Raw genomic sequence first — 16,797 nt, forward strand, 5'->3', positions numbered from 1 at the left:
TAAAAACACCTTTTTGGATTAACAGAAAGGTGTTTTGTTTGTTTTATTAGAATTTGTATGAAAAATTCGCAGATACGCTTCTCATGTTTTTTGGGTGGATTGTAGACCAACCATCATAAGTATCAACGTTTGCAATATTATCAAGTTTAAGAGTCAAAACATACTTTTCAGTTCCGTAGAAAATAGATGAATTTAAAACAGTGTAAGATGGCAATGTAAATTGACCTGTTACAGTTCTGTTCATGATTTTATTCTTATCAGCATAATTTCCTCCAAAACCTAAACCAAAACCTTGTAAATCACCTTCTAAGAATTTATAGCTTGCCCAAAGGTTTGCTGTGTTTTGCGGTCCTGCACTTTCTGGTCTGTGTCCTACGAAATCCGGATCGCCAGCAGTTAGAAGGGCATCATTATAGCTGTATCCGGCAACAATGTTTAAACCATTAATTGGGTTAGCTACGATTTCAGCTTCGAAACCTTTGTTTCTTTGTCCGCCGTTTTGATAAGAGGTTTGAGTTGTTGCAGTATAAACTGTATAAACCTGATCTGTTACTTTAATATCATAATAGCTGAATGTAGCATAAAGTTTGTCTTGAAAAACATTCAATTTTGTTCCAACTTCAAACTGATTTGCATGCTCTGGAGAGAATGTTCTAGGCTGAGAAGTTCCGTCAGGTAAAACATCATTTACTGGAGCTGTGTTAGCAAAACCATCCATGTAGTTAGCAAAAACCGAAACTTTGTCTAAAATTGGTTGGTAAACCACGCCAAATTTAGGAGAGAAAGAAGTTTGATTATAGTCATCTGTATTTGTAGTAACATCACCTTCAGTCATAAAACGGTCAACACGTACACTTGCCATTGCAGATAAGGCAGGAGTAAAATTGATTACGTTAGATACATAAGCACTGTAAACTTCTTGCTTTGTTTTGTTATTGTTCATTGGAGCTGAAGCTAAAAGGGCATCAGAACCAGCTTTTGTCAATTTTCCGTTATCACCATTTGTGATGTATTTCGTTGGGTCGGTAATTTTATAAAGGTTTTCGTTTACTGTTTTCAAATCAAGATTTCCAATATAAATAGTCCCATTTGTTACATACCCTGATCCATTGTCAATAGCCCCTCTATTGAAGTAATCTAAACCGGCAACAATTCGGTTTCTCATGTTTCCGATCACAAAGTCGCCAATAAAATTTTGTTGAATGTCAGTTGTTAAAGTTGTAGAGTTTTGGTAATTCATGTAACGTGCTAAAACAATACCTTCTGAAATTTCATCTGGTGCAAATTGAGTTCCTTCATAAATATAAGAGTAGTATCCTTCAGATTTTGATGAACCTCTTGAAACTACAGTTTGTGAACTCCATTGATCAGAAAACTTATAGTTCATTTGCCCCTGAAGGTTAAATGAAGGAGTTTCAATTGCCAATTCATTACTTGTATAAGAACGTTTGTTGTCATAACCTAATTCGTCAATATTGTGAACTCTCAATTCAGCACCTCTGTCTAAGAATAACATTGTTGGATTTGTAGCTTTGTTGTTCATGAATTCGGTATTGATGAAAAACGAAAGTTTGTCATTAACCTGGTAAGATAAAGAAGGAGCAAAAAAGAATGATTTTTTGAATCCTGCATCCTGAAAACTGTTTTCTGTATGATAAGCTGAATTAACACGAACATTGATTTTGTGCTCTTCGTCTAATGGAGTATTTACATCAACAGTAACACGGTTTAAACCATAACTTCCTGCTGTGTAATCTACTAATCCACCAAAATGGTCATAAGGTTTTTTAGTTGTTAAGTTGATTAAACCTCCATACGAAATTAAACTGCTTCCAAATAAAGTTCCTGATGGCCCTTTGATTACTTCAATTTTATCAATATTGGCAGGATCTATACTTCCGTTTGTTAACCCTGGCAATCCGTTGATCATAGTTGGCTGTACAGCAAATCCTCTTAAAGAGAAATAACCTGCACCGTCACCTCCACGTCCTGTAGAAGCCCAAAGAGGAGACAATCCCGGAGCATTTTTAAGTGCATCGTCAATATTAGTTACAACTTGTTCTTTTAAAAGTTCACTTGTGATTGTGGTATAAACTTGTGGGTTTTCAAGATTTTTAAGCGGTAATCTTGATACTTGTTGTGTTTCTTTACGGGCTAATGGATTTTTTTTGGCACCACCGCTTACTACAATTTCGTCTAATTGTTCAGAGTTCGAAATGATTGTAAAGTTTTCAATAATTTCATCCCCGCTATTAAGTGTAAGGCTTTTTTCTTTAGAAGAATAACCAACTGCAGAAACTCTAAGAACATAGTTTCCTGGTTTTACGTTTTTGATTTCGTAATTACCATTGTCATCCGTATTAGTTCCTATTTTTGTTCCTTTTAAAACTATTGAAACGTTATCTGCTGCCTGATTGTTAGCTAAGCTAATTTGCCCCTTAATAGTTGCTTTTTCTTGCGCCCAAGTTGAAGTACCTGCTACTAGAAAGAAGCAAAAACTTAAAAAAGAAATTGTAAATTTATATCTCATTATTATTTAGAATTGATTTTAATAGCGCAAATTTAAGTTTTGAACGTCAACTAAACAAGCTATTTTTATTTATTCTAAATAAAACATTTTTCAAAGGGTTAAATTTATATTTCCTTAAAAAATTAACATCTTAAGCAAGTCTTAAGCTAATATTAAGCAAAAAAAAGCCTGTTCATTTATTTGAACAGGCTTTTTATATTGAGAAAATTACTTACAATTACAATTCTAAAGCACGTTTAGCATCGCCATTCATCAATAATTCTACTGGATTTTCTAAAGCTTCTTTTACAGCAACCAAGAAACCAACTGACTCACGTCCGTCGATAATTCTGTGGTCATAAGAAAGTGCAACGTACATCATTGGGTGAATTTCAACTTTACCGTTTACAGCGATTGGACGCTCGATAATGTTGTGCATTCCTAAAATTCCTGATTGAGGAGGGTTGATGATTGGAGTACTCAACATACTTCCAAAAACTCCACCATTAGTAATAGTGAAAGTTCCCCCTGTCATATCGTCAACAGTAATTTGACCATCACGAGCTCTTAAAGCCAATCTTTTGATTTCAGCTTCAATTCCACGGAAAGTTAAAAGTTCAGCATTACGAACAACAGGAACCATTAAACCTTTTGGTCCTGAAACCGCAATAGAGATATCAGCAAAATCATAAGCGATTTTGTAGTCACCATCCATCATTGAGTTAACATCAGGATATAATTGTAAAGCTCTTGTTACGGCTTTTGTAAAGAAAGACATGAAACCTAATCCTAATCCACCATGTTTCGCTTTGAAAGCATCTTTGTATTCATTACGAATTTGGTTGATTGGCGTCATGTTAACTTCGTTAAAAGTAGTTAACATTGCTGTTTCGTTTTTGGCAGCAACCAATCTCTCAGCTACTTTACGACGTAACATTGATAATTTAGTACGCTCAGTTCCACGGCTTCCTCCAGTTGGAGTTCCCATAGAAGGTACTGCATTTACAGCATCATCTTTCGTAATTCTTCCACCTTTACCAGTTCCTGAAACTGTTGTTGGTGCTATATTTTTTTCGTCTAATATTTTTCTTGCTGCCGGAGATGGAGTTCCTGCTGCATAATTTGTAGCTGCTGGCGCTTGTGCCGGTGCTGCTTTTGGTGCTTCAGCTTTTACTTCAGCCTTAGGAGCCTCAGCTTTTGGCGCTTCAGCTGCCGGAGCATCTCCTGCTGGTTTTACACCATCGGTATCAATTAAACAAACTACAGCTCCTACAGCAACTGCATCACCTTCTTCAGCTTTTAGCGTAATAATTCCGCTCATTTCTGCCGGTAATTCAAGAGTTGCTTTATCTGAATCAACTTCAGCAATAGCTTGATCTTTTTCTACATAATCTCCGTCTTTTACTAACCAAGTTGCAATTTCAACTTCTTTTATTGATTCCCCTGGTGATGGGACTTTCATTTCTAAAATCATCTTTGTTTTTGTTTAAGGTTTTTATGGTTTAAAATTTCAGATTATTAAACGTGAAATTTTAAACTTGAAACATTCTTTTTATCTGAATAAATTTTTATCGAAAACCATTCTAATCGCATCTGCATGACGACGTTTGGCTCTTGTATAACTTCCTGATGCCGGAGCAGCGTAAGCTTTTAATGAAGCTAATCTCCATTTTACAAGATCAAAGTTCATTAACATGAAGCTGTAAGCTCCCATGTTTTTAGGTTCTTCCTGTGCCCAAACATAATCATCAGCATTTGGATATTGTGCAATGATTGCTTTTAATTGTTCTACTGGTAATGGGAATAATTGCTCGATACGAACAACTGCAACATCATTTCTTCCGTTGTTTTCTCTTTCAGCAACAATGTCATAGTAGAATTTACCAGTAACAAAAACTAATGTTTTTACTGCTTTTTTATCTACTGTATTATCGTCAATTGTTTCCTGAAAACTTCCTTTTGCTAATTCTTCAACTGTAGAAACGCATCTTGGGTCACGCAATAAACTTTTTGGAGAGAACACTACCAAAGGTTTACGGAAATTTGTTTTCATTTGTCTTCTCAACAAGTGGAAGAAGTTGGCTGGCGTTGTACAATCAGCAACGTACATATTTTGTCTTGCACAAAGTTGTAAGTAACGCTCCATTCTTGCAGAAGAGTGTTCAGCACCTTGTCCTTCATATCCGTGAGGCAATAATAAAACAATACCGTTTTGGTTGTTCCATTTATCTTCACCACATGAAATATATTGGTCAATCATAATTTGAGCTCCATTAGAGAAATCTCCAAATTGTGCTTCCCAAATAGTCAATGCTTTTGGATTTGCCAATGCATATCCGTAATCAAAACCAAGAACTCCGTACTCAGATAAAAGAGAATTGAATACGCCGAACTTTCCTTTTTTGTTTTCGATAGCATCCAATAAAATTACTTCTTCTTCAGAATCTTCAACTTTAACTACAGCATGACGGTGAGAGAATGTACCACGCTCTACGTCCTGACCAGAAATACGAACATCAAATCCCTCTGTTAAAAGAGAACCATAAGCTAATGCTTCAGCTGTTCCCCAGTCGATAGTATTATTGTCGTATCCTGCTTTTCTATCGGTAACAATTTTAGTTATTTTGTTGATGAACTTTTTGTCTGATGGTAAAGTTGAGATGGTATTGATGATAGAATCCAATCCTTTTTTATCAAAAGCAGTATCAACTTTTTGAAGCATTTGTGTATCAGTTACCTGAACAAATCCATCCCATTCATTTTTCATGAATGGTGTTATGATAGTTAAATCTTTTTTACGGGAAGCCTCTAAATTCTGTTCCAGATCAGATTTGTATTCTTTTTCTAAGGCATTTACATATAAAGCATCAATTACGCCGTCAGACAATAATTTCTCAGCATAAATATCTCTTGGATTTTTATGTTTTGCGATGATTTTATATAAAACGGGTTGTGTAAAACGAGGTTCGTCACCTTCGTTATGACCGTATTTTCTGTATCCTAATAAATCGATAAATACGTCACGTCCAAATTGCATTCTGTAGTCTAATGCAAAAGATACAGCGTGTACAACAGCTTCGGCATCATCAGCATTTACGTGTAATACTGGTGAAAGCGTTACTTTGGCAACGTCAGTACAATAAGTAGAAGAACGAGCGTCTAAATAATTGGTGGTAAAACCAACCTGGTTGTTGATTACAATATGGATTGTACCTCCGGTTTTGTAACCGTCAAGTTGCGCCATCTGAATGATTTCATACAAGATACCCTGTCCTGCAATTGCAGCATCACCGTGAACGGCGATAGGTAATACTTTAGAGAAATCGTCAGCATAATATTTATCTTGTTTTGCTCTTGTGATTCCTTCAATTACAGCTCCAACCGTTTCTAAGTGTGAAGGGTTTGGTGCCAAATTGATGTTGATGCTTTTTCCTGATCTTGTTTTTTTGTCGGCAGTAAGGCCTAAGTGGTATTTTACGTCACCATCAAAATATTCCTGATCGTAATCTTTACCATCAAACTCACCAAAAATATCCTGAGTTGATTTTCCGAAGATGTTTGCCAAAACGTTCAAACGACCACGGTGAGCCATTCCCATTACGAATTGTTCAACACCTTTTTCAGCAGCTTGTTCAATCAAAGCATCCAAAGCAGGGATTATAGATTCTCCACCTTCCAGTGAAAAACGTTTTTGACCAACATATTTAGTATGTAAGAAGTTCTCGAAAGAAACTGCTTCGTTTAATTTAGTTAAGATTGTTTTCTTTTCTTCTGAAGAAAAATTAGGCTGGTTAACATTAACTGCTAATTTGTCCTGAATCCATTTAACAACACCAGGATTTCTGATGTACATATATTCAATTCCAATATGCTGGCAGTAGATCGATTTAAGACGGGTTACAATATCCTGTAAAGTAGATGGTCCAACTCCAATTGTTTGAGCTGCATCAAAAACTGTTGAAAGATCGGCAGTTGTTAATCCGAAATTTTCAATATCTAAAGTTGGGGATGATGTTCTGCGATCACGAACCGGATTTGTTTTTGTGAACAAATGCCCGCGCGTACGGTAACCATCGATTAATTTTAGAACATTGAATTCTTTTTGAAGTTTTTCTGAAACTTTGCTGTAATCTGTGTTGTCGCTAGTCACATATTCAACAATCTGTTGAACCGGATTTTCGTCATTATAAGTGGTCATTCCAAAGTCAAAACCTTGAAAAAAACTTCTCCAGCTAGGCTCAACGCTGTCTGGGTTAACTAAATATTGATCGTATAATTGTGCGAAAAACTCTGTATGCGCTGCATTTAAAAATGAAAACCTATCCATAATATTAGTGAATATACTTTTTGTTAAATAGAATGGCAAAAGTACAACAATCACATTTATTTAAATCTTTTTTTTACGTACTTTTACGTAAAAATTTGTTAAAAATAGATGTAACTATGAAGAAAAATCAAATTTCAATCGTTTTCAAACCAATTTTTGTGATTATGATACTCTTCTTTTCGAGTTATGTCACCGCTCAGCAAAACTATACTATTAACAACAATACTAATTTTTGGGATAAAGTTCAGTTTGGAGGTGGATTAGGATTAGGTTTCGGATCCGGATACACTAATATTTCAGTGATGCCAAGTGCTATTTATAATATTAATGAAGTAGTGGCGATGGGAGTTGGATTGCAGTTTGGCTATTTATATCAAAAAAATTATTATGAATCTTTTGTTTACGGAGGAAGCTTTATTACGCTTGTAAATCCCATTCCCCAATTGCAGTTATCTGCAGAACTAGAACAAGTAAGGGTAGATACAGACTATGAAGAAAATTATTATCACCCCGGTTATTCCGATGCTTATTGGAATACTGCCTTATACCTAGGAGCTGGTTACAGAACCGGGAATGTAACGATTGGTGCACGCTACGATGTTTTGTATGATCCGAATAAAAGTTTATACGGATCAGGTTTTATGCCTTTTGTTCGAGTTTATTTTTAAAGGTGCTAAGTTGCTGAGATGCTGAGGTTCTAAGATTTTAAGTACAATAACTATGTTTATTCCATTCATAATAATTTCAAGTTTACTCCTCCTATTAATTTTTGGTACTAAATCTTTAAACAAAACAAGAGAACAGCAATATGAATTTCTAATTGAAAACATTACTAATGAAGTAGATCTCTATTGTGAGCAGGTGAGAACTTTCAATTTTACAATAGGATTAAGGAATACTAATTTTTTATTTAATCATTGTGATTTATACATAACCAAAAATGCAATTATAATATTGGGATTTAAGAAAGATAGTTTTTTTAAGCAACTTTCGTTTCCGATAATTTTAACTAATGATTTAAATTATTTTCTGAATAAATTTCCTTTTGCTTACGTCAAAAAGCCTGGCAAAATTTATTTTGAGAATGGCATGGTAAAAATTTATTTTGGAGAAAAAGGAATTACCAAAACTGATGTAGTCCTTAAATTAAAGTCGTTAAATGAGAATGAAATAAATAAAATCAAAGAATTAGCAGAAAAAAATAAATGGAATAAGATTTAAATTTAGCTTGCAAAATAAACTTTCACAATCAAAAAACCTCAGAACCTCAGCATCTCAGCAACTTAGAACCTCTATTTATAATAATTTCGAAACCAAACCTTCTGCCATTCTCTTTTTAAAATCAAAAACGAAACCTGTTCGGCCAGAATAACTAAATCAGAACCGTCTAGTTTTTTGATTTCACTTTCCGAAACATCAATAATATAAAGTAAATTCAAATATTCAGCAAATTTGTACTGAATCATTCGGTAGATTTTTTCGTGCAGCTGAATCTTTAATTCATCAGGAGAAACACTTAATGGAAAATCGATACCTTCGTTGGCTAAATTAAAGTCCTTATTAATTTGCTCAATCAGGTTTAGATATAAATTTTCTTTTTCGGCATCAGCCAATAAAAAATCGGTATTTTCAGGAATTGGAAACATTGATGCTTTTTAAGAATTGACGCAAAGTTAAAACTAAAAAATCATTTAACTGTCGATTCTCTTTCAATGATTCTTGTGGGAAGTTCAATAATTTGATGCGTTACAGGCCGGTGTTCTTTTATGTCGACTATTTCATCAATTAAAAGGGAAACCGCCTGATGTCCCATTTCAAATCCGGGTTGATCAATTGTCGTTAATTTTGGTGAAATAACCGTGCTCATAAACCAATTGCTAAATCCGAAAACGGCTACTTGCTCCGGTGTTTTTATTCCGGCTTCATTAAAATATTTAATAATTCCGATGGCGACCAAATCGGTAATTGCAAAAATGGCATCGATATCCGGATGTTCGGTCATTATTTTTTGAGCATTTTCGTAACCATCTTCAAAATCGGTATTGTTATCACAAACGTAAACCAATTTCGAATCATACTCAATTCCGTGTGCTTCCAGAGCCCTTTTATATCCTAAAAAACGATCAATAGAATTTTGCGGAACATAAGAGCCCCTAAAATGGGCAATTTTTTTATATCCTTTATTAATAAGATAGGTAACAGCATCATAAGCCGCTTTGGCATCATTGATCACTACTTTGGAACAGTCGACTCTTTTTGCAATTTTATCAAATAAAACAACAGGAGTATTTTTTCGGATTGCTTCATTAATATGAGTAAAATCATCCGTTTCGTTCGAGAGCGACATCAAAACGCCATCAACGCGTTTTTGAATTAAGAGGGCAAGCTGTTTTTTTTCGAGTTCGTATTTTTCATTCGATTGTAATATAATGACCAAATAACCTCTTTTTTCTGCTTCTTCTAAAATACCATTCAAAACGCTGGAAAAAAAATGATGCACCGTTGCCGGAATAATGACGCCAATGGTTTTGGTTTCGTTGGTTCTTAAATTTACCGCAACAGAATTGGGCATATAGTTCATCGTCTCGGCCATTTCGATAACTCTGGCGCGGGTAGCCTTACTAATATCTGTATACCCTTTTAGTGCCTTTGAAACCGTTGTAACCGAAATTCCTAATGCTGAGGCTATATCTATTAACTTAGTGTCATTCATGAAATAAAAGTACTAAAAATAAAGTTGATTGATAAAAAATTAACTTCCGAAAACGTTTTAGGTCATTTCGAAAACGTTTTCGATTTATAATTCTTAAATTGATGATTCATTAGTGATTAAGTTTACCATCATAAAAGAAAACTTTACCAACTAAACCAAAAAAAATGAAATCAAAACAATCTTATTTAGGTATATTATTTTTAATAATGTGCTTGATCTCTGTTCCGGATAACCTGTTTGCTCAGGTACAAAACACTGTTTCCGGAAAAGTATTCGATGACAGTGGAGCAACAATTCCCGGAGCAAATGTATCTATTAAAGAAACAGGAAAAGGAACTATTACGGATGAAAACGGAGGATATTCATTCTCCAATATCGCAGCCGGAACCTACACTATTATAGCGACAAATGTGGGTTATAAAACTTTTGAGAAAAAAATCTCCGTAAAAGAAGGAGAATCAGTAGTGGCAGATTTACTGCTTGAAGGAGAATCACAAAGTTTAAAAGAAGTGGTGGTTACCGGATCTTCAAGTCCGAGATCAAAATTGGAGTCCAGTGTTGCTATTACTACAATGGGCGCAAAAGCAATCGAAGACAGAGCGCCATCAAGTACGGCAGCTTTACTGCAAACGATTCCCGGATTTGTGGTTGAAGCATCCGGAGGGGAAATTGGAAACAACCTTTTTGCAAGAGGAATTCCGTCAGCGGGAGCTTACGAATATGTGCAGATTCAGGAAGATGGATTGCCGGTTTTTGAAGATGGCGCTTTGCAATTTGCCAATGTGGATACTTTTTACAGATTGGACGAAACGGTAAGCAAAATGGAAGCTGTTCGTGGAGGTTCTGCATCAATTTTCGCTAATAATGCTCCCGGTGGAATTATCAATTTCATTTCCAAAACAGGTCAGAATGAATTTATGGGAAGAGCTAAATTCACGACTTCAGATTACGGAATGTTCAGAACAGATCTTAACCTTTCAGGTGCCTTAATTCAGGATAAATTATTTTTTAATGTCGGAGGTTTTTACAGAGTTGATAATGGAGTGAGAAACACGGGTTTTACAGCCAATAAAGGCGGACAAATCAAAGGAAACATTACTTATAAATTTGATGACAGCGATTATTTAAGAGTAAACTTCAAACACCTTGACGACAGAAATACATTTTATTTACCAATTCCACTAAAAAGTAATAACGGAAAAATTGAAGGTATAGACGGATTTAATCCGAATTACGGAACGTTGACTTCAGTAAATTTCAGTCATTTGAATGTACCTCAATATGGTGGCGGAACTTTTAGTGCCGATTTAGAAGATGGTTCTCATCCTATAATTAAGTCTATTGGAGCTGAATTTAAAAAGAAAATATCGGAGAAAGTGACTTTCAAAAATGCATTCAAACAAACCAATATTGATTTGAATTATAATGCCATTTTTCCGAATGGAGGCCCTTGGACACAAGACGCTTATGCAACTGGAGTTCAAAATACAACCGCCAGTAATCTGACGTATTCTTATGTAGACAACGGGCAAACTCTTGATCAAAATGCTTTAATTATGAGAGCAGACCTTTGGCATATCGAGAAAAAGATGAACAATTTTGCTAATAATTTCTCTTTTTCTTTTGATTTAGATCCAGTGCAATTGACGGCTGGTTATTACTATTCAAACTGGAAATCGAACCAATACTGGAACTGGAATTCTTATTTAGTAGGTGTTTCTGATAATCCAAGATTGTTAAACGTAAAAGACAATACAACGGGAGTTGATCATACCTGGAATGGTGTAGAGAGAATCACCTGGTTAGAAAGAGATGCACAAACAAAAGGAATTTTGAACGATATTTATGCTGATGCCGAAATTAAAGCGACAGATAATCTAACCTTCAATGCTGGTTTAAGATACAATAAAGACAAGTATTCGGGATACAGAGATAATGCGAGATTTTTTGCAGAAGATTTAGGAATTCTGGACAACAATACCGCCGATGATGCCGTGACTACTGTAAAAGGAAATCCGTACGCGTATTGGAGATATGATGTAAGCGAATGGTCTTACACAGCAGCAGGAAATTATAAATTTAATGATAATATGGCTTCGTATGTTCGTTATAGCCATGGTTTTAGATCGCCAATTGAAGAATCATTTTATGATAATGCAGCCGATTTAAGTAAGTTAGAAAATACAGAAGTAAACCAATTCGAATTGGGTTATAAATATTCTAATTCTTTCTTCAGTGTGAATGCCAATTTATTTCACATGAATTTGAAAAATGTGGCCTTCACCGATATTTTATCTGACGGATCTTCAGAAAATAAATTTGCCGACGTAAACAATATTGGACTTGAAGTAGAAACCAATGCGAGATATGAAATGGTGAAACTGAACTTTACATTCACCGTTCAAAAACCAGAATATGATAATTTCACCGGTACCAATGCAGATGGTTCTGCTTTTGATTTCAATGGAAATACTGCGAGGAGAATTCCTAAATTTTTCTGTAACCTAAGACCAGAAGTTGATATCACAAAAGATTTTACAGCTTACGTTCAGTTTTCTTATTATGATAAAAAATTCACGAATCAGGATAACAGACAAGTTTTGCCAGCTTATAAAGAAGTAGGAGCAGGTTTAAATTATACGTACAACAATCTTCGTTTTGCAGTTGATGCTTCAAATTTATTTAACGAAATTGGTTTGACAGAAGGAGATCCGAGACAAACAACAGCTGCAGCAAGCGATGTGTTTATGGCAAGACCAATTTTAGGACGTGCCTTTAGATTTTCTGTAGCCATTAATTTTTAAATTCAAAGTACAATAGATACGGCACTGTAGAGACGCACAGCTTTGTAGAGACGCACAGCAGTGCGTCTCACACACCGTAACCACAATGCATAGATAAATAAAAAAAATGAAAAACCTAGGAATTAAAATCTCGCTTTACCTCAATTATTTTGTCTTTGCTATTTTATTAAACAGCGTAGGAATTGTGATTTTAAAATCACAGAGAAATTATGGCGTAGACGAAGTTCAGGCGAGCATTCTGGAAGCTTTTAAAGACATGCCAATTGCCATTGTTTCTTTTTTTATCGCTTCTTTTTTACCAAGAATTGGCTATAGAAAATCGATGCTTATAGGCCTGGGTTTAGTTACTGTGGCTTGTATTTCTATGTATTTTGGAAATTCTTTTGACAATGCTAAAATTCTCTTTGCAACCGTTGGGGTTTCCTTTGCTTTGATCAAAGTTTCGGTTTATTCGCTGATAGGAACCGTGACCGAAACCAAAAAAGAGCACAATGCTTTAATGAGTAGTATTGAGGGATTTTTTATGGTGGGAATTGCCTTGGCATACTTTTTATTTCCCGCTTTTAATAATGAAAATGATCCTAATTCATGGCTGAACGTCTATTGGTTTTTAGCAGCATTATCATTCCTCTCATTTTTATTTTTGCTCTTCGTAAAATTCGAAGAAACCGAAGTTTCAGCAGGTGCAAATCTCAAAGACGATTTCATGCAGATGTTCAAATTAATGGCAAAATTGCTTACGGTCATTTTTGTAATTAGTGTTTTTTTGTTTGTAATGATTGAGCAGGGAATCTTGTCCTGGCTGCCAACATTCAATACAAAAGTGCTTCATTTACCAGAGAATATCAGCATTATGATGGCTAGTATTTTGGCTATTTCTTTGGCCATAGGAAGATTGATTGCTGGGATTATAACCAAAAAAGTAAATTGGATTTGGGTTTTGAGTTTCTGCATACTTTCTGCCATGTTGATTGTCATTTTTGTACTTCCAAAAACAGTTGGATTAGAAGTAAAGAGCATCAATACGCTTTCGGATATTCCCTTAATTGGTTTCGCATTTCCCTTAATCGGATTGTTTATTGCGCCGATTTATCCATTATTAAATTCGATTGTATTAAGCGCTTTGCCTAAAAATCTGCAAAGTTCCATGACCGGATTAATTGTGATTTTTTCTGCTCTTGGTGGAACATTAGGTTCCAGAATAACGGGTTGGCTTTTTAAAAACGAAGGACCGGAAAACGCCTTTTATTTTACATTAATTCCAATGACCTTTTTACTGATATCCTTTTTTATTCTTAAAAAAATAACTGCAAAAGATGAAATTTAAATTACATATAACCCAAACCATCGAAAAATTATTGACTCAGGAAGATACTGATGGCGATAAAAAAATAACGATTGATGATAATGGTCCAAAAAGATTTTTATTGAATGATGAAAACGGGAATTCTGTAGTTATTGAAGGAACGTATCAACTTTCAAATTTATTGCAGGAATTGGCGCTAGCGAAAAAAGGCAATACCGAATTTGCAGAAATCAATCTAAATGAAATTACCGAAGACCCTGTAAAAAGGATTTCAAGAAAAATAAAAGACTTGTATTGGAATGGTCTTACCCGAACAATTGACGCTATTGGAGTAAAGAAAATTCTGGAAGATGATAAAATCGAAAATGAAACTGCTTATTTGTATGTGCCATTTGGAGATGAAATCGTTTTTGATTATTTCAGGAAATTAGAGGCTGCAATTCCAAAATTAAAAGTGGTGCAAATGCCGAAGCATATTACACCAGAATATGTATTGTCCCTCAATAAAAAACCCGGAATTTTAGCTTTGGCACTCCAAATAAAAAACAACGAAGTTTCAGGAGTTCCGTTTGTGGTACCAGGTGGAAGATTTAACGAAATGTACGGCTGGGATAGTTATTTTATTGCCAAAGGACTTTTAATTGATGACAAAATTGAGCTTGCTTTAGGTATTGCAGAAAACTTTAAATATCAAATTGATCATTACGGAAAGATACTGAATGCCAACCGAAGTTATTATTTAACGCGAACACAGCCGCCACTTTATACGTCATTAATTATAGATGTTTTAGAAAAGTCAAATCCGGATATTTTTTGGATCGAAAGACATTTAAAAACGGCCATAAAAGAATACCAGGCCGTTTGGATGGAAGAAGGAAAACGACTTACGGCTAACGGATTGAATCGCTATAAAGCAGAAGGAATCGGGCTTCCGTTTGAAGTTGAAGAAGGACATTTTGATGATATTTTAGAACAATTTGCTCCAAAATATAATTTGTCTACCCGTGAATTCGAAAAGAAATATCTCGAGAGAGAAGTTATAGATGCAGAACTCGATAAGTACTTTATTCACGATCGGAGCATGCGGGAAAGCGGTCATGATACCACTAATAGATTGGTCGGAATTTGTGCTAATTTGAATACGGTTGCTATTAATAGTTTGCTTTATAAGTATGAAACGGATATTGCTTTTTTAATTAAGAAGTATTTTAAGAATGAATTTCAATATTTTGAAGACCAATCTTTTTCGAGCGAGTATTGGATTTCAAAAGCGGCTTCCAGAAAAGAAAAGATCAATAAAATGTGCTGGAATCCCGAAAACGGAATTTATTTTGATTACAATTTTGTAACTGAGGAACAACATTTCTTTGAAGCTGCGACAACATTTTATCCGCTTTGGGCAAAAATAAGTACACCTGAACAAGCAGAGATTTTGGTAAAAAAGACACTTCCAAAATTTAAAATGAAAGGCGGAATTGCCGGAAGTACCAAAGAATCAATTGCAGAGTTAGATGACAATTCGCCAATTCGCCAATGGGATTACCCTTTTGGCTGGGCACCGCATCAAATGCTTTTGTGGGAAGGTTTGCTAAATTATAATTTTAACGAAGAAGCGCAGGAAATGGTGTATCGCTGGCTTTGGCTAATTACCAGAAATGCGGTAGATTATAATGGAACTATTCCGGAGAAATTTGATTTATCCATCAGTTCCCACAAAATTTTTGCAGAATATGGAAACGTAGGAACCGAGTTTGATTATATAACCGAAGAAGGTTTTGGATGGATGAACGCTTCTTTTCAATACGGCTTAACGATTTTAAAAGAGGATTTAAAGCAAAAATTATCGGATTTAGTTGATCCTGATGAGCTTTTCTAATATTCGTAAATGACAAACCCGACAGGTTTTTAAAACCTGTCGGGTTTACTATAAATAGCTGAGAAATATCAACTTATAAATGTGAAAATTTGTTTGCCACGAATTACACGAATTTCCGCGAATTAGTTATGTATAAATTAGTAAAAATTCGTGTAATTCGTGGCAAAAAATTAAACTTTTCGTCCCATTAAATTTTCACCAAAAGTCCTCAGAATATCTTTCTTTTCGGCGTTAATGTCCATTTTTTCTAAAGTTTCAAAAGCTTTAAAAGTGTACATTTCTATAGCTTCCTGCGTTGCTTTTGAGGCACCTGATTCGTTAAAAATAGCTTTTGCCGTTTCTATTTTTTGTGAATTATCATCTAATTGCAATCCGAATAATTGTTGTAATTCTGCTGCTTTTTCTTCAGGTGAAAATTCAATTGCTTTTAGATATAAATATGTTTTTTTGTTTTCGATAATATCGCCACCCACTTGTTTTCCAAAAGTTTCCGGATCTCCAAAAGCATCTAAATAATCGTCTTGTAACTGAAATGCCAAACCTAAATTAAGCCCGAAATCATAAATTAAATCCGCTTCTTTTTCAGAAGTTTTGGCTACAATTGCGCCCATTTTCATGGCTGCGGCAACCAAAACAGCTGTTTTATATTCGATCATTTTCAGGTATTCCGGAATGGTTACGTTGCTTCTTACTTCAAAATCAACATCCCATTGTTGTCCTTCGCAAACTTCAAGAGCCGTTTTACTGAATAATTTTGCTAAATCCCTAAAAATCGTTGGTTCGTATTGTTCAAAATACTGGTAAGCCAGAATTAACATCGCATCGCCAGAAAGAATCCCGGTGTTGATATTCCATTTTTCATGAACCGTTACTTGCCCTCTTCGCAAAGGTGCATCATCCATAATGTCATCATGAACCAATGAAAAGTTATGAAAAACTTCAACCGCCATTGCTGCCGGAAGTGCTATTTTATAATCGGCATCAAAAACTTCTGAAGCCATTAAGGTAAGTACCGGACGCATTCGTTTTCCGCCAAGCCCTAAAATATAGGTAATAGGTTCATAAAGATTTTTGGGTTCTTTGTCTATGCTTTGGTTTTCTAAATAACTAATGAAAAATTCCTGGTACTGACTTATATCGTGCATAAAAATGAAAATCTGATTATCGAGGCTCAAAGATACAACTCAAATATGAATTATTCCCCGCTAAATTTAAATGTAAAATCAAGCTTTAAATCAGACAGAATTAAACTCAATTTTTAA

At 34.9% G+C, this 16,797-nt stretch carries 11 protein-coding genes; 5 read left to right on the top strand and 6 right to left on the bottom strand.

The genetic code is table 11. The features are described 5' to 3' along the window. Positions 1–46 precede the first annotated feature (46 nt). The 3 genes from ASC72_RS08495 to ASC72_RS08505 all read right to left on the bottom strand — a co-directional run bounded on the left by ASC72_RS08495 (position 47) and on the right by ASC72_RS08505 (position 6,836). Complete coding sequence (locus ASC72_RS08495) at positions 47–2,530, bottom strand: TonB-dependent receptor (protein WP_056189702.1); 2,484 nt, start codon at positions 2,528–2,530, stop codon at positions 47–49. Positions 2,531–2,747: 217 nt separating this feature from the next. After that, positions 2,748–3,983 (bottom strand): 2-oxoglutarate dehydrogenase complex dihydrolipoyllysine-residue succinyltransferase, encoded by a 1,236-nt coding sequence (odhB, locus tag ASC72_RS08500; RefSeq protein ID WP_056189705.1) that lies wholly within the window; start codon positions 3,981–3,983, stop codon positions 2,748–2,750. Positions 3,984–4,061: 78 nt separating this feature from the next. After that, on the bottom strand, positions 4,062–6,836 hold the full coding sequence (locus ASC72_RS08505) for a 2-oxoglutarate dehydrogenase E1 component (RefSeq protein ID WP_056189708.1): 2,775 nt from the start codon (positions 6,834–6,836) through the stop codon (positions 4,062–4,064). Between the two features lie 116 nt (positions 6,837–6,952). Here ASC72_RS08505 and ASC72_RS08510 point away from each other — a divergent pair, with 116 nt between their 5' ends. Next, entirely contained in the window at positions 6,953–7,504 is a 552-nt protein-coding gene (locus ASC72_RS08510; RefSeq protein WP_056190489.1) for a hypothetical protein, read from the top strand. A gap of 52 nt (positions 7,505–7,556) precedes the next feature. Next, positions 7,557–8,057 carry a hypothetical protein gene (locus tag ASC72_RS08515; protein ID WP_056189711.1) on the top strand — a complete coding sequence of 167 codons (501 nt, stop codon included), beginning with the start codon at positions 7,557–7,559 and terminating at the stop codon, positions 8,055–8,057. A gap of 71 nt (positions 8,058–8,128) precedes the next feature. On the opposite strand, the gene ASC72_RS08520 is transcribed toward ASC72_RS08515, so the two are convergent. Beyond that, on the bottom strand, positions 8,129–8,482 hold the full coding sequence (locus tag ASC72_RS08520; RefSeq protein ID WP_056189714.1) for a hypothetical protein: 354 nt from the start codon (positions 8,480–8,482) through the stop codon (positions 8,129–8,131). 41 nt (positions 8,483–8,523) lie between these two features. Continuing rightward, positions 8,524–9,549 (bottom strand): LacI family DNA-binding transcriptional regulator, encoded by a 1,026-nt coding sequence (locus tag ASC72_RS08525; RefSeq protein ID WP_056189717.1) that lies wholly within the window; start codon positions 9,547–9,549, stop codon positions 8,524–8,526. A 164-nt stretch (positions 9,550–9,713) separates the two neighbouring features. On the opposite strand from ASC72_RS08525, the gene ASC72_RS08530 reads away from it, so the two are divergent. The 3 genes from ASC72_RS08530 to ASC72_RS08540 all read left to right on the top strand — a co-directional run bounded on the left by ASC72_RS08530 (position 9,714) and on the right by ASC72_RS08540 (position 15,535). After that, entirely contained in the window at positions 9,714–12,353 is a 2,640-nt protein-coding gene (locus ASC72_RS08530; protein ID WP_056189720.1) for a TonB-dependent receptor, read from the top strand. Positions 12,354–12,459: 106 nt separating this feature from the next. After that, a complete protein-coding gene (locus tag ASC72_RS08535; RefSeq protein ID WP_056189723.1) occupies positions 12,460–13,680 on the top strand; it encodes a sugar MFS transporter in 1,221 nt (406 codons plus the stop codon). Continuing rightward, positions 13,670–15,535 (top strand): trehalase family glycosidase, encoded by a 1,866-nt coding sequence (locus tag ASC72_RS08540; RefSeq protein ID WP_056189725.1) that lies wholly within the window; start codon positions 13,670–13,672, stop codon positions 15,533–15,535. Before ASC72_RS08535 ends, ASC72_RS08540 begins: the two co-directional genes overlap by 11 nt. Positions 15,536–15,705: 170 nt before the next feature. Here ASC72_RS08540 and ASC72_RS08545 read toward each other — a convergent pair whose 3' ends face one another. Continuing rightward, positions 15,706–16,680, bottom strand: a complete 975-nt coding sequence (locus ASC72_RS08545; protein ID WP_056189728.1) for a polyprenyl synthetase family protein — start codon at positions 16,678–16,680, stop codon at positions 15,706–15,708. Between the last annotated feature and the right edge of the window lie 117 nt (positions 16,681–16,797).

Origin of the sequence: Flavobacterium sp. Root420 (assembly GCF_001427905.1) — a bacterium.
Lineage (GTDB): Bacteria > Bacteroidota > Bacteroidia > Flavobacteriales > Flavobacteriaceae > Flavobacterium.